Source organism: Limosilactobacillus mucosae DSM 13345, assembly GCF_001436025.1.
Lineage (GTDB): Bacteria > Bacillota > Bacilli > Lactobacillales > Lactobacillaceae > Limosilactobacillus > Limosilactobacillus mucosae.
Genome location: NZ_AZEQ01000005.1, coordinates 32271 through 47631, shown reverse-complemented (window position 1 = coordinate 47631; position 15361 = coordinate 32271). Strand labels below are relative to the sequence as shown.

The 15361-nt window shown below is 47.1% G+C and carries 12 protein-coding genes; 10 read left to right on the top strand and 2 right to left on the bottom strand.

Annotated elements, in window-relative coordinates; translation table 11 throughout:
* The 8 genes from glgA (at nucleotide 1) to FC47_RS03170 (ending at nucleotide 10997) form a co-directional block, all read left to right on the top strand.
* Nucleotides 1-1428 carry a glycogen synthase GlgA gene (gene glgA, locus FC47_RS03205; protein ID WP_056967860.1) on the top strand — a complete coding sequence of 476 codons (1428 nt, stop codon included), beginning with the start codon at nucleotides 1-3 and terminating at the stop codon, nucleotides 1426-1428.
* Nucleotides 1429-1463: 35 nt separating this feature from the next.
* Nucleotides 1464-3863, top strand: coding sequence for a glycogen/starch/alpha-glucan phosphorylase (locus tag FC47_RS03200; protein ID WP_056967857.1), 2400 nt, complete (start codon nucleotides 1464-1466; stop codon nucleotides 3861-3863).
* A gap of 29 nt (nucleotides 3864-3892) precedes the next feature.
* Nucleotides 3893-5728, top strand: coding sequence for a glycoside hydrolase family 13 protein (locus tag FC47_RS03195; protein ID WP_056967856.1), 1836 nt, complete (start codon nucleotides 3893-3895; stop codon nucleotides 5726-5728).
* A gap of 656 nt (nucleotides 5729-6384) precedes the next feature.
* Entirely contained in the window at nucleotides 6385-7236 is an 852-nt protein-coding gene (locus tag FC47_RS03190; RefSeq protein ID WP_006499190.1) for a MetQ/NlpA family ABC transporter substrate-binding protein, read from the top strand.
* A 35-nt stretch (nucleotides 7237-7271) separates the two neighbouring features.
* Entirely contained in the window at nucleotides 7272-7793 is a 522-nt protein-coding gene (msrA, locus tag FC47_RS03185; protein WP_033935574.1) for a peptide-methionine (S)-S-oxide reductase MsrA, read from the top strand.
* 188 nt (nucleotides 7794-7981) lie between these two features.
* On the top strand, nucleotides 7982-8446 hold the full coding sequence (locus FC47_RS03180; RefSeq protein ID WP_056967854.1) for an NUDIX hydrolase: 465 nt from the start codon (nucleotides 7982-7984) through the stop codon (nucleotides 8444-8446).
* Between the two features lie 148 nt (nucleotides 8447-8594).
* The gene (locus FC47_RS03175) at nucleotides 8595-9770 is read left to right on the top strand and encodes an MFS transporter (RefSeq protein ID WP_056967852.1); all 1176 of its coding nucleotides are present in this window, start codon (nucleotides 8595-8597) and stop codon (nucleotides 9768-9770) included.
* A 93-nt stretch (nucleotides 9771-9863) separates the two neighbouring features.
* Nucleotides 9864-10997 carry a THUMP domain-containing class I SAM-dependent RNA methyltransferase gene (locus FC47_RS03170; RefSeq protein WP_056967850.1) on the top strand — a complete coding sequence of 378 codons (1134 nt, stop codon included), beginning with the start codon at nucleotides 9864-9866 and terminating at the stop codon, nucleotides 10995-10997.
* Nucleotides 10998-11098: 101 nt separating this feature from the next.
* Here FC47_RS03170 and FC47_RS03165 read toward each other — a convergent pair whose 3' ends face one another.
* Complete coding sequence (locus tag FC47_RS03165; RefSeq protein WP_033935570.1) at nucleotides 11099-11755, bottom strand: HD domain-containing protein; 657 nt, start codon at nucleotides 11753-11755, stop codon at nucleotides 11099-11101.
* Nucleotides 11756-11967: 212 nt separating this feature from the next.
* On the opposite strand from FC47_RS03165, the gene FC47_RS03160 reads away from it, so the two are divergent.
* Entirely contained in the window at nucleotides 11968-12834 is an 867-nt protein-coding gene (locus FC47_RS03160) for a glycosyltransferase family 8 protein (protein ID WP_052133690.1), read from the top strand.
* 173 nt (nucleotides 12835-13007) lie between these two features.
* The gene (locus FC47_RS03155) at nucleotides 13008-13646 is read left to right on the top strand and encodes an NAD(P)H-binding protein (protein ID WP_056967848.1); all 639 of its coding nucleotides are present in this window, start codon (nucleotides 13008-13010) and stop codon (nucleotides 13644-13646) included.
* Nucleotides 13647-14495: 849 nt separating this feature from the next.
* Here the strand turns inward: FC47_RS03155 and FC47_RS03150 are convergent.
* Complete coding sequence (locus FC47_RS03150) at nucleotides 14496-15335, bottom strand: alpha/beta hydrolase (protein WP_412133612.1); 840 nt, start codon at nucleotides 15333-15335, stop codon at nucleotides 14496-14498.
* Between the last annotated feature and the right edge of the window lie 26 nt (nucleotides 15336-15361).

Below are 15361 nucleotides of genomic sequence, written 5' to 3'. Positions count from 1 at the left end.
ATGAAAATTATGTTTGCGGCCGCGGAATGTGCCCCGTTCTTTAAGAGCGGTGGTCTGGGTGACGTGGTCGGTGCGCTGCCTAAAGCCCTTGCTAAAAAAGGTCATGAGGTGCGGGTGGTTTTGCCGCTGTGGCGCTGGATGCCAGGCAAGTTTCAAGAAAAAATGGAAAGCTGGGGCTCATTTGAGGTCAAAGTCGGTTGGCGAACCGAGTACTGTGGCGTTGAGACGCTTTATCAAGACGGCGTGCGCTACATGTTTTTGGACAACCGCTACTATTTTGATCGGCCTAAGCTTTACGGCTACTATGACGATGGTGAGCGGTTTGCCTGGTTCCAACAGGCAGCCTGTGAATTGATGGGCCGCTACAACTGGGTGCCGGACGTTTTGAACTGCAACGACTACCATACCGCGTTTATGCCATTTCTGCTTAAGGAAAAATATGGCTGGGTTGGACCATATCATCACATCAAGACGGTTTTGACGATTCATAATCTGGAATTCCAGGGTGAATATGGCCGCGAAGTCATGACCGAACTGTTTGGCATGTCGCCGGAACGCTATGACGATGGCACGGTTCGCTATGGTACGGCCGTTAACTTTATGAAGGCCGGGATCCTGTATGCTGATCGGGTCAACACGGTCAGTCCAAGCTATGCGGCCGAGATTCAGACGCCTGAATTCGGCTGCCATCTGGATGAGGTGCTGCGCATGGAAAACTTTAAGCTGTGCGGCATTCTAAACGGGATCGACTATGACGTCAATAACCCGGCAACCGACCATAATCTGGCTGCCAATTACTCAATTAAGGATCTAAAAGGCAAGGCCAAGGATAAGGCGGACCTGCAAAAAGAGTTTGGCCTGCCGCAGCGTCCAGACGTTCCGTTGATCGGGATCGTCAGCCGCCTGACCTATCAAAAGGGCTTCCAGCTGGTCGTCAATGAAATGGAAAATCTGATGAAATTTGATGTGCAAGTCGTGCTGCTGGGAACGGGCTATGCCAATTTTGAACACGACTTCCGTTGGTTCAACGGCGTTCATCATGATAAGTTTGGCGCCAAGATTGAGTTTGATGTTGGTCTGGCCCAGCGCATCTATGCCGGAGCTGACATGTTCTTGATGCCATCTGGTTTTGAGCCATGCGGACTTTCGCAGATGATTTCAATGCGCTATGGCACGCTGCCAATCGTTCACCAAATCGGGGGACTAAAAGACAGCGTCGAGCCATATAATCCGATCACCAATACTGGTACGGGCTTTGGCTTTGAGCAGTTTAGCGGCTTTTACATGATGGAGGCCATTAAAGAAGCCATGGCAACCTATCAACAGCCGAAAATCTGGCGTCATCTGATGCAAAACGCGATGGCTAAGGACTTTAGCTGGGACAAGCAGAGCCAGGCCTATTTGGATATGTATAAGTCACTGTTTTAGTTTTTGATTGCGAAAAACTGAGAGGGGATAGAAATTTGAGTTTAACAAAATCACAGTTTAAGCAGGATTTTAAGCGGCATTTAAAAGATGATCTGGCGCTGGATATTGACGAGGCCTCATATTTTGACATGTATAAGGTCTTGGCAGGCATGGTGAAGTCAGCCTATAACCAAAACTGGCATCATACCTGGCGCAGCTATGATCAGCAGCACAAAAAGCAGCTGTACTACTTTTCAATTGAATTTCTGCCAGGCCGCATGCTGCAAAGCAATCTGTTCAACCTGGGCTGGCTGGACATCGTTAAAGACGGCATGAAAGATCTGGGCGTTGATTTTGAAAAGATCGTCGAACAAGAAAACGACATGGCGCTTGGTAATGGTGGGCTGGGACGACTGGCTTCATCGTTTATGGACGCTTTGGCCAGTGATGGTTTTGCCGGCAATGGTAATGGGATTCGCTACAAATACGGCCTGTTTAAGCAAAAGTTCATCGACGGCTACCAGGTTGAATTGCCAAACAACTGGCTCAATGAAGGCAACGTTTGGGAAGAACGCCGGGAGACTCATTCCGTAATGGTACGCTTCGGTGGGCAGGTTTTCTTGAAGCCGCAAAATGGTCAATTGGTACCGGTATATGAAGGTTCGCAGCTGATTAAAGCCGTGCCATATGATACTGGAATGGTTGGCTATGAAAATGGCGTTGTCAACACGTTGCGGCTTTGGGATGCCGAAATTCCCGAAGATGAGGAAAGCAAGTACCGCACGATTGATGATCTGCGTCGTGTTGAAGATTTAACCAGCGTGCTCTATCCGGACGATTCAACTGAAGATGGTCGCCGGATGCGAATTCGCCAAGAATACTTCTTTGTTTCAGCCGGTCTGCAAAGCATCATCAACCACTATCTGAAAAAGTACGATCAGCCATTGACCAAGCTGGATCAATACGTTGCCGTGCACATCAACGATACGCACCCATCAATGGCTATCGCCGAATTGATGCGGTTGTTGATGGATGAGCATGGTCTGAGCTGGGAAGACGCCTGGAAGGTAACGGTCAACGTAATGAGCTACACCAACCACACGATCATGGCTGAGGCGATGGAACGCTGGGATATCAATATGATGCAGCAAGAAGTGCCACGGGTGCTGCAGATTATTCAAGAAATCGATCGACGCTTTGTCCTGTCTTTGGAAGGCAAATACGACCAAAACTTCATCAACCGTACGCGTATTATTTTCAACAACCAGGTTCACATGGCACACTTGGCAATTATTGGTTCACACAGTATCAACGGGGTGGCCAAGCTGCATACCGAGCTGCTGAAAAAAGAGGTACTGCACGACTTCTATCGGCTTTACCCCGAACGCTTTAACAACAAGACCAATGGGGTAACGCTGCGGCGCTGGATGGCTATTGACAATCCGCGGCTGGCTGCTATTTTGGATCAGGAAATCGGTACTGACTGGCGCGAGAATCCGCTTGAGTTGGAAAAACTGTTGAAGTACCGGAGCAACAACAAGGTCTTGGATCAGCTGATTGCCGCCAAGCAGGCTAATAAGCGTGATCTGGCCAAGTTTATCAAGCAGCAGACTGGAATCGAGGTTTCATCAAAAGCCATCTTTGACGTTCAGATCAAGCGGCTGCATGCCTACAAGCGTCAACTGCTGAATCTGCTGCGCATCGTCAAGCTCTATCAGGATCTAAAAGCCAATCCAAATGCCGACATCTACCCACGCGTCTTCATCTTTGGCGCCAAGGCAGCACCAAGCTATCAATATGCTAAAGCCGTGATCAAGTGCATCAATGAAGTTGCTAACCTGGTCAACAACGATCCCGATATTCACGATAAGCTCAAGGTCGTCTTCTTGGAAAACTATAACGTTTCATTGGCTGATCGGATTATTCCAGCTGCCGATGTTTCTGAACAGATCTCACTGGCCTCAAAGGAAGCATCCGGAACCAGCAACATGAAGCTGATGGCCAATGGTGCTTTGACCGTAGCTACGATGGATGGCGCCAACATTGAGATTCATGATTATGTTGGTGATGACAATATCTTTACGTTTGGGCTCTCATCACAGGAAGTCTACCGCTACTATGCCGACAATTCATATCATGCCAGCGAGTACTATGAGAACGATCCGGTTATTCATCGTGTCGTGGATGCATTTGTTGATGGCACGATTCCAAACATCAGCATGGAAGGCCGCGAGATTTTTGAATCGCTGGTTCAGTATAATGGCGATCAGTTCTTTGTGCTGCGCGACTTTGAATCCTACCTTGAAGCTCAAGACAAGGTTGATCAAGCCTACCGTAACCCTAAGCACTGGGCCCAGATGAGTCTGATCAACACTGCCAATGCTGGCCACTTCTCATCTGATTTGACGATTGACCGCTACGTTGATGATGTTTGGAAACTGACGCCAAACAAGTAATCATGCCAAACAAGTAAGGGGGGACTGCTTTGGGGCAGATCCATTACAATGCCTGGCAGCTGGAGTTCAAGCAGCCTTTTGGGGCACTGCAGGCCGGTAATAATGTTCAGTTCAGCGTTAGGGTTGACTGCCAAAATGTTACGCAGGTCGCGGTTGGCGTTACCAAGCTGGATGAGAACACGGTTTTTTACCCGCTGACTCAAGATGAAGATGAGTCAGACAAATATACTGGTGAGATCAAGATTACGACTTCCGGCTTATACCACTATTATTTCCGAGTGCGCCGCGAAAATGATGCCGCGCTCTACTTGGGACATCTGCATGGCGGCTTGGGTAAAGAAACCACTGATATCAGTAAAGTTGAGCCGTTTCAGCTGACCTGTTACGATCGGCAGGTACCGCGACCGGAATGGTATCGCAATGCGGTTTTTTACCAGATTTTTCCGGATCGGTTTGCAAACGGCAATCCGCATGGTGAAATTGACGGGAAGAAGCCAAATACGTTTTTGTACGCTACTACTGACGATCGGCCGATGTATATCTATGATGAGAACCACAAAATTGCGCGCTGGGATTTTTATGGCGGCAATCTGCGTGGCATCATTGCTAAACTTCCCTATCTTAAACGGTTAGGCGTAACCGCGCTTTATTTGAACCCGATATTTGAGGCCTCAAGCAATCATCGCTATGATACCAATGACTACTTGAAAATTGACCCGATGCTGGGCACTGAAGAAGACTTTAAAATGCTGGTCACGATGCTGCATGAAAACGATATGCATCTGATCTTGGATGGCGTCTTCAATCATGTGGGCAAAAACAGCCGCTATTTCAATGCCGGTCATCTCTACGGCGAGCAGACCGGAGCCGCTAATGATAAAAACAGTTCTTATTATGAATGGTTCAATTTCAAGCATTATCCGGATCAATATGACTGTTGGTGGGGAGTTGATGATCTGCCGACGGTCAATAAGGATAATCCTAGCTACCAGCAGTTCATTTATGGTGAACGGGGCAGTGTCTTGACTAAATGGAATGATCTGGGGGTTGATGGCTGGCGGCTAGACGTTGCTGATGAGTTGCCAGATGACTTTCTGCGAGAAATTCGGCATAACCTGGACCGTTATGATGATCGCATTCTGATTGGCGAAGTCTGGGAGGATGCCTCCAGCAAGGTCAGCTATGGTCATCGGCGTCCCTATGTCAGCGGCGACAATCTGTATGGTACAATGAACTATCCGCTGCGCCAATGGGTAATCAGTTTGCTGAACGGTCATTGCGATTTGATTAAAGCTGGTGAAGACTTATTGACGCTGGTGGAAAATTATCCACGCAATTTCCTGCTTGATTGCCTAAATAACCTTGGGACTCATGATACCGAACGCATTCTGACCGTTTTGAATCAAAGCGTGCCAATGGTAAAGATAGCGTTTGCTCTACTATTTAACCTGCCGGGAATTCCATGTGTCTATTATGGTGATGAGGCCGGTGTGGAAGGTGGCAAGGATCCCGATAATCGGCGCTATTTTCCTTGGGGGCATGAAAACGCTGAATTGCAAAAAGCGGTGCACTACTGGGCAGATATTCGCCAAGAATGCGAATCGCTAAAAGAAGGGCAGACAGGGATTATGATTGCCGGTAATGAAGTCTTGGGACTGATTCGCTATACCGCAGATAGCGCGACGTTGCTGTTGGTCAACCGGGAGAATCAGTACGCGCAAGTACGGGATCTGCAGTTTATGCATGTTCCGGCCAGTTTGCAGCAGGCCATTGAAAAACGGGTTGCCGGGCTGCGGATGGCACCATTTACTACCAGATTTACCGAGTTGAACGTGATTTCAATAATGGCCGATAAAGATAACTGATTAAGAAAAAGCATCGCTACAGTTTTGCGGCGGTGTTTTTTAGTTGCAGTCAAAGCAGAACTGGGGAGCCGAGGAGAGGGACAGATCTGGGTTGACTGATAGCTTTTAATGGCAGCGTGAAAATAATCTCGGGGAGATTTTTGGAAACTAAGGATGTCAACTGGCCTAAAGTTAGTGATGCCAAGCTGAATCGGCAATCGCTGATAAATTTGACTGCTTGGTACTGCCGCTTTCCGAGTGCTGATGAAGGTTTTTGCTGAGCAGATTAAAATTTTTTGAGATTCTTGTTGACAGTCGTCGTCGATTCAGTTAAGATACTTTATGAAAAATAAATTAAAAAGTGCTGAGAAAAGATGAGTATCCAATGAAGACCGCTTAGAGAGTCGTTAATGGTGGAAAGCGATCGGTCAAAGTTGGTGAAGATGGTCTTGGAGTGGTTTGCTGCGTGAGCCTTTGGTGAGCGCAGCACGGGGCGACGCCGTTATCAAAGTTGGGGTTTTCGAATAATCGAGAACTCGCTGAGGAGAATGCTGCAATGCGTTCTTGAAGATGGGTGGTAACACGCTGATCATGAACTGTCAGACGTCCCTGAAAAATGGCTGAAGAGCCGTTTTTTAGGGGCGTTTTTAATTTTCAACAGCACTGAGGAGGATCTTATGAGAAGAAAGCGACGTCGAAACTGGATTATTGCCATCGTTGCCTTATTAATCGTTGCAGCAGGAGCGATTGGCCTAATCTATAAACGGACGGCCAAGCCAAAGACGACCACGGTGCGATTAGGGTTGGTCGGAACTGACTCGCAGCCGGTTTGGAATAACGTCAAGGCGCGGCTCAAAAAGCAGGGGATCAATATTGAATATGTGGTCTTTGATGATTACGTTCAGCCAGACAAGGCCTTGAAGGATGGCAAGATTGACATGCACTCCTGCTTGACCAAGTACTACTTTGAATCTTACAACAAGTCACAAAACGCGCATCTGGTAAGCATTGGTAATACGGTGATCTCGCCATTGGGACTGTACTCCAAGAAATACAGCTCACTTAAAGATCTGCCGGACGGGGCCACGATTGCGATTCCAAATGAACCAACGACTTTGGGCCGCGGACTGAACATGCTGCAGTCGGCAGGGCTGATCATGGTAAAGAAGAGCAGCGGCATCAAGCCATCATTAAACGACATTACCAGCAACCCTAAGAATCTGAAGTTTAAAGAAGTTGATCCAGCCACGGCAGCCCGGGCCTTAAGTTCTGTCGATGCATCTGTAATCAACGGTAACTACGCGGTGGCTGCTAAGCTTAAGCCAGGCAAGGATTCGCTTTACATGGAACCAATCAACAAAAAGGCTAAGCCATACGTAAACATCATTGCCGTACAGGAAAAGGACAAGGATAATCCAGTCTACAAGAAGGTCGTAAAGGCTTACCAGACTGAAGAAACCAAAAAGGCAATCCAAAAGACTTACAAGGGTGCCCAAAAAGCTGCTTGGGATATCTATGGCACGAAGTAATAGTTAGTGACGATTAAACGAAAGGGGCAGTTAAGATGAGTTTTGAAACGGCAATTTTTGCAGGAGGATGCTTCTGGTGCATGGTTGAGCCATTCGATACCTATCCGGGCATTGAAAAGGTTGAATCTGGCTATACGGGCGGGCACGTTGAGAACCCAACCTATGAACAGGTCAAAACGGGGACGACCGGTCATACGGAGGCAGTCCGCATTACGTTTGATCCCGCCAAGGTTTCTTATGAACAGCTGGTTGAGATCTACTGGCACCAGACTGATCCAACCGATGCCATGGGCCAGTTTCAAGATCGTGGCGACAACTACCGCCCCGTGATTTTTGTTAAGGATGAGCAGCAGCGGCAGATCGCATTGGCGTCACGGCAAAAACTGGCCGACAGCGGAATTTTCGATGATCCGATCGTAACCAAGATTGAAGACGCCCAGCCATTTTATCTGGCAGAAGACTATCACCAGGATTTCTACAAGAAAGATCCGGAACGCTATGCCAAAGAGGAGGCTGGCGGACGGGAGCAGTTCAAACAGGAGCACTGGCACGCCTAGCTTTTGAAAAACTAAGGATTCATTGTCTGAAAGGGCAATGGATCCTTTTGTTAAATCAGATAGGTGCGTCTCATTACTGCCTGATCAAAGCAAAAAGTTTTCGTAATTGGTCGGTCGCTGGTAAGACAATTACTGACGATCAGCAATCCGTGTTAAAATTGACCAAAAAGATGAGAGGAAGGATCAAGATGGCCTATATTAAAGACTTGCGCGCCAAAGTCGGCCATCAGCCATTGATCATGACCAGTGCCTCGGGAGCTTTAGTTAACGAAAAGCAACAGGTATTGCTGCAGGAACGGGCTGATACTGGTGATTGGGGATTTCCCGGCGGCTATATGGAATATGGCGAGTCATTTCAAGATACAGTCAAGCGCGAGTTTAAAGAAGATGCCGGAATTGAGATTGAGCCAGTTAAACTGCTGAAGATTTCAGATCAGGAATTCTACACCTATCCAAACGGCGATCGGGTTCAGCCAATCAATGCCTTCTTTCTGGTTAAGGCAGCCGGCAGTCGGCAAACGGCTTTTAAACCGACCGAAACACTGCGGATTCGCTACTTTTCCCTGGATGAGGCGCCGAAGTTCTTCAATCATCAGCACGCAATGATGTGGCAGACGATCAAGGATGAACTGCAATCGTCATCCCGTGCTTGACACCGGCTGCTGAAGTTTCTAAAATAATTTAAGTAATTTAATAAATAAGTCACCTGAAAGCAAATTTCAGATAAATAAAAAATAATGGCTTGCTGACTATGTTTTCCATAGTCGGCAGGTCATTTTTGATTTAGAGGGGAAATTATTGATGAATAAACTAAAGTTACAGACGAGCATCTTTGTGTTAACAGCTTTTTTATTAGGCTGTAATGAATTTATGATTGTTGGAATTATTTCTGATCTGGCTCAAAGTTTTAATGGCTCATTATCTTTGCTGGGCCTGTTGGTTACACTGTTTGGGATCGTTTATGCGGGGACAACACCGGTTTTGACGGCTTGGACCAATCGTTGGCCACGGTACCATGTCTTAATGTGGCTGATGGGAATTTTCTGTATTGGCAATACGTTAACGGCAATGGCGCCCAACTTGTTTTGGCTGTTTGTCTCGCGTGTGATTACGGCTGCGGTTGCTGGGACAATTATTTCATTAGTTTTGGCGTTCGTGAGTCTGCTTACGCCAATGGAGAAGCGGGGAATGACCGTGGCGGCCGTCTTTGCTGGGTTTAGCATTGCCACGATTATTGGCGTGCCGATTGGAACCATGATCAGTGCGGCCTTTTCGTGGCGAGTAAGTTTTGGTGTTATCTCGATTTTGTCGATGCTGGTTTGGTTTTTGCTGGCTAAGATATTGCCGCGCTATTCGGAACAGATGGCTGGAAATTTAAATGGCCAGCTCAGTATGTTTAAGGATGCGCGAATTGTTTGGGGAATCGAAGTCATGATTGCATTAATGGCTGCCGAATACGCGTTTTATACGTACATCCGTCCTTTAATCGTTAAGCAGCTGAGCTTCTCCGTTAATCAGTTGAGTCTGTTGCTGGGATTGATTGGCATCATGTTTATTTTAGGAAATCTGACGGCAGGCCAGCTGATTGAGCGTTATGGCACGCAAAAGATTGGTTGGGTCAGCGGCATGGTTTTGGTTTTGCTGCTGATGCTTACATTGACTGTAAAGAATTCTTGGAGCGGTTTACTTAATCTTGGCCTGCTTTGTTTTGTGTTGGGAATGCCAGGATCGATGCTGCAGGTAATGTTTTTGAATACGGCTGAACGGGATTTTCCCATGGCACTGAATCTGGCATCATCATTGAATCCAATCTGTACGAATATTGGGGTGACGATTGGCTCATTGACGGCCTCGATTGGTATTCGGTACATCAAATTGGCACAGATTGGCTGGCTAGGGTGCGGTTATGCTCTAATAGGCGTTTTGGGTTCACTGAGCTTGCTAAAGGCATTGAAACGATCGAAGGCCAAAAGCTAGAATACGCTTTGATGAAACATTCATCCAGCAAGCCGTTGATTGATAGTTTATGGTAAAATGATGTCAGCAAAATTTTCATGAGGAGTTTTTATATTGCAAAAATTTCATTTGATAGCTACTGCGGCAGCCGGGATTGAAGCCTTGGTAGGCAAGGAGCTGCGGGCACTGGGCTATGAAACGCAGGTCGAAAATGGCCGGGTGCGTTTTGAAGGCGATATGCGCGATATCATGGTGGCCAATCTCTGGCTGCGGACGGCTGATCGGGTCAAGATTATCGTAGGTGAGTTTGACGCGACTGATTTTGACAGCCTGTTTGAGCAGACCAAGGCATTGCCATGGGAAGACCTGCTGCCAATTGATGCGGCTTTTCCAGTTGAGGGCAAGAGTCATCGCTCACAGCTGCATAACGTTCCCAGCGTACAGGCAATCGTCAAAAAAGCAATCGTTGACCGTTTGAGCACCGTTTATCATCGGCGGACGTGGCTGAGCGAAACTGGGGCGACCTATCCGCTGGAAGTTGCCATTAACAAAGATCACGTACTGCTGACGCTTGATACGACTGGCCCCAGCCTGTTCAAGCGCGGCTATCGCAAGGGCAAGGGGGGCGCGCCATTAAAAGAAAATATGGCCGCGGCTTTGGTGATGCTTGCCCACTGGTTCCCTGACAATCCGTTCGTAGATCCCGTTTGTGGTTCGGGAACGATTCCAATTGAGGCCGCCTTGCTTGGTCATAATATCGCTCCTGGCATCAATCGCGACTTTCAATGCGAGCGCTGGATCAATCTGATGCCAGAAAACCTGAGTGATGACGTGCGCGATGAAGCTGATGCCAAGGCTGACTATGACATCGAATTAGATATTCATGGCTACGACATTGACCAGAATATGATCGATATTGCTCAGCGGAACTGTCAGGCAGCCGGTTTGACGCATGACATTACGTTTAAGCAACTGGCGGTCAAGGATTGGCACACTGATAAGATTAATGGCGTCATCGTAGCCAATCCGCCATATGGTGAGCGTTTGAGCGATCAAGAATCAGTGCGTGAGCTGTATCGGCAGATGGGTGAGATCTACCGTCCTATGACGACTTGGAGCAAGTATATCTTGACGGCCGATTTAGAGTTTGAAACCTACTATGGCCAAAAAGCTACCAAACGCCGCAAGCTTTACAACGGTGCCTTAAGAACGGATCTATTTCAGTACTGGGGGAAGAGACAGCGTTAACGGATCAAAAAGCTTAATATTTATAAGTAGAGGCGGGAAAATTAACCGTCCAATCAAAAAGCCAAGCACCGTATCCGGCAGCTTGGCTTTTAGTTTGCAAATTAAGCTTTGGCATCCCATTCCAAGAAGAACTCATTTAAAAAGTCTTCCATGATCTGCTGACGATGAGCGGCTATTTTGCGAGCCGTTTCTGTATTTAGCATGTCTTTGATCTTCAGCAGCTTTTCGTAAAAATGATTAATGACGGTCTCATCGCGTTCCGTGCGGTATTCCTCACGATTCATGTGCTCACGCGGCCTGATCAGCGGGTCATAGATGCGTTCGCCGTGGCTGCCACCGTAATAGACGGCCCGAGTGATGCCGATGCTGCCCAGACCGTCCAGCCAGTCGGCATCCTGGACGATCTGGCCCTCGCGCGAAAGGGTTGGTCGGGCATCGCCCAGCGTATCGGCAAATGACATGTTGGAAATGATATCCATGATTGCTTGGATCTGCTCATTGGTCAGGTCAATGCGCCGCAAGAAATCTTCCAATTCTTCCTCGGCTTCTTTTACGCTGATTACCAGCTTCTCGTCAATCGTGTCGTGCAGGTAGGCCGCGGCAACGGCGATAAATTCATTGGCAGCTTCGGTTTCGATCAGTTTTTTGGTCATCCGTACGACGCGCATGATGTGGTCGAGACCGTGTCCAGTACTGTCACTGCCCAGTTTTTGGATAGTGTAGCGTTTGATGGCCTCCAATTGTGCTGCTTGTTCCATAAATCTTTCCCTCTTAATAATTGTAGTCGCAAATGTCACCACTCGATCGTAAGCCAATTTAAGCGGTTTGGCAAGTAGAAAACCATAAATTAGGGCAATGAGATCGCTTGGCAGATGAATTGGTCTAAGAAACGTTTTGCAACATTTGCTTCGTGCAAAATCGGTCTGGTCATCTAAAATAGAATTAACAGCAGCTATGAGAGGTGAAAATTTTGAATCTATTGTTTTCAATTGACGATCGTTTTTGGCGCCAGATGCTGACGGTCCTAAACTCGATCCGACTTAATTCCCAACCGCGCCCGCTTGACGTATACGTGATCCAATCACAAGAACTGGTGCACACGCCAGAGATCCGAAAAACTTGTGAACTCTGGGGGATGAACTATCATCCGATTATTATCAGAGACGAGGAATTCGATCAGGCACCGGTTACCGATCGTTATCCCAAGACCATCTATTATCGCTTGCTGGCTCATCAATACTTGCCAAAACAGCTGCATCGCATTCTATATCTGGATGCTGACGTATTGTGCATTAATGATATTGGACCACTTTATGATACGGATTTGGATGGCTATCTGTATGCTTCAGCAATTCATACCGGCTTGACTGGTACCACGGAAGTCATCAATAAGATTCGCCTGCAGAACTTTGACGCGGATGGCTATTATAATTCCGGCGTGTTGTTGATGAATCTTGATCTGATCCGGCAGCGGGTTCATGCGGAAGACATCTACGAATATATCCGAGAACACGTCTTGCTGCTGCCAGACCAGGACGTGCTGAATGCCTTATACGGTAAAGATATTAAGACGGTGCCCGATCAGCTTTATAATTTTGATGCCCGCAAAGGCCAGACCTATGAGACGATCAGCTTTGGCGAGTGGACGCTTGATTGGGTCATCAAACATACGGTAATTCTGCACTATTGCGGTCGTCATAAGCCGTGGCTCGTCGATAAGAACACGGGACGCTATACGGCGCTTTATAAGAATTACTTTCAAATGACGCAGCGGGCGCTTAAACAGGTCGCCGTCAGTCAAGCTGCTCCGACGGCTACTGCCCTGCAGCCGGATTAGCGACTTCCCGCATTTCAACATCGATGAAAGGCCGATCGCTGGCATCTTTATGGATGATAAAACGGAAGGTATGCGGTTTTAGCTGCCGGAAGACTAAAAATTTGTCTTTTAGCTTACAAAAAGTTAGTATAAAGCAAATAGTAAATTACTAGTGCAGTTGAAAGGAGATTGCAATGAAAGTTTTTGTCGCCGGAGCTACGGGACGAGTGGGACAAGCCGTAGTCACTGAACTCCAAAAAGCAGGTCATGAAGTAGTCGCGGGTGCTCGTCATCCAGAAAAGATCAGTCAACCAGATATCTTGAAAGTCAAGCTTGATCTGCATGCCTCCATTACTGAACTGCAAAAAACACTGGGTCAAGTTGACGCGGTAATCTTTGTAGCAGGATCACGTGGCAAGGATCTGCTGCAGGTTGATTTAAACGGCAGCGTTAAACTGGCAGAAGCAAGCCGGCAAAATGGCATCAAACGTTTCGTTCAGCTGAGCTCTGCTTTCGCGCTTGAGCAGGATAAATGGGCAGCGATCCCGGCCTTAAAAGCCATTACCGATTACAATATTGCCAAGTTCTATGCGGATCGCTGGCTGATTGATCATCCGGGGTTGGATTGGACGATTATCCAGGCAGGAGTCTTGGATGAGCGGCCAGCTACGGGGATGGTTGCCTTGAATGATGGCAGTTCAGGACATAACGCGATTCCTGACGTTGCCGCCGTATTGGTAAAAAACCTTGAACATCCAAATACGATTGGCAAGGTCATCATGATGCACGACGGCAGCCAGTCAATCGATGCCGCATTAAGCAGCCTAAAGTAGTCTGATCGCCAGAGCTGTTTTTACGAGCGCGATATTGCCTAAGCAATCTGATTATGGATGTACTTTTGTCTGGGCAGCAGATGGGATTTTTGATCGAACAGTGATTCATTCCAGATCGTGCATCGACTTTATAGATTATGTGCCTGTGTCAATACCGTTTGATTTAGAGAGGGGAGATTCACGACTATTTTACCTACGATTTTGAATTTTTTAGCCGAAAGCAGGTAGCTGTATAATCGATTTCGTGAAAATTACCTACTTTAGTGAATTTTGAGGCTGATAGTAGGTAATCTCGCATATTTTACGGCTGAACGGTGTAGACCAGAACTGTAATTTACCTACAATTTTTGATTTTTCGCCCGTTAGTAGGTAAAGTTAGGAATCCCTAACTTGATATACACGAAATTTTACCTACTATACATCAATTTTTCACTGATCGTAGGTAATGACATTTTTGTCAGATGTTTTATGCGCCCTGATTTGAATAATTTGGTGGGTGCATTTTTTTTTGCTAGCCAATAATATCTAATTTGTCTAAAACTACTTGCTGGCTTGAGACGGGCTGACAGCTGGTGATCGATTATAAGTTTGACGGTACTCGCTTTTCACTTCGGGAGGCTGTCGTAAACGGTTGCGAGAAGCTTCCCGTTTGGCTGCCAGTCATCAAGGGCTGTGGAATCATTGAGCGCATCCCAACAGACGTTTAGAGAATACCGTCATGACTGTTTGAGAAAAGTTCAAGTTGGGACGTATCCATACATTGATGTGACCAGATCGTTGCTTAAGACATTCAAAACTTAATTTGCATGATCAAAGGCCGCATCATGATTTCCGATTAGGTCGTGCTGCTTATTTGCCCCATAAGAACTTGATCAAGATCGCGTCGACCTGTGGATTCCGGTGCAAAAGCTCATGTTTGGCATTGGCACCTGTAATGCGCTGTTCTTGATATGATTTGGCGCGGCCAGCAACCAGGTACTTTAAGGCTTTGGATGATTTATTGTCCACCTGGCTGTCGGTACCATCGCCCAGATCGCCATAAATATTTAAGACGCGGGCAGTGGTTGGATAAGTGTGGCGCAGTTTTTTGAGTTTTTGATATGATTTGGTAGCTGGCGTGGCTTCACCGGTTCGTTCGTTATACTGCAGGTTGGCGGGTTGATTCCAGCCAATTACGCCATCAAAGGTACCAGCCATCGCGACTTCTTTTTGCAGCTTGGGAAACTTAGAATTGTTGGCGTTTTGCAGCAGGCAGTAAAGAAACGCCATGTTGCCCATCGAATGCGCCTCAACCTGATATTTTTTGAAATGATAGGTTTGGCAGACTTTTTGAATGGCCGCGGCAACGTAATGACCATCCGTAGTATAGTTTGAGTTTTCATTATCGATCAGGTTGACTTCAATGATTGGGTTGATCGCGCCGTGGGGAATCTTGCCTTCCAGCTCGACGGTACCGTTTTGCGCAACGTTGGCTACGATGACGGTTTTGGTGACGCCGGAATCAATCGCCGCCTGAGCCATGTGTCGTTCGGCATGCGCCCCGCTGCCCCAGCCATGAAAGAAAAAGGTTGGCGTGGTTGACTGAACGTATTTTTGAGAATTCAATGCAGCTGCTTTGGCGGATGAAGTCATGGTCATCATCAGACAAATTGTCAGCATAATTTTAAGCCAGAATTTATATTTCAAGATGTTCGCCTCGTATCATTGTTGATGAT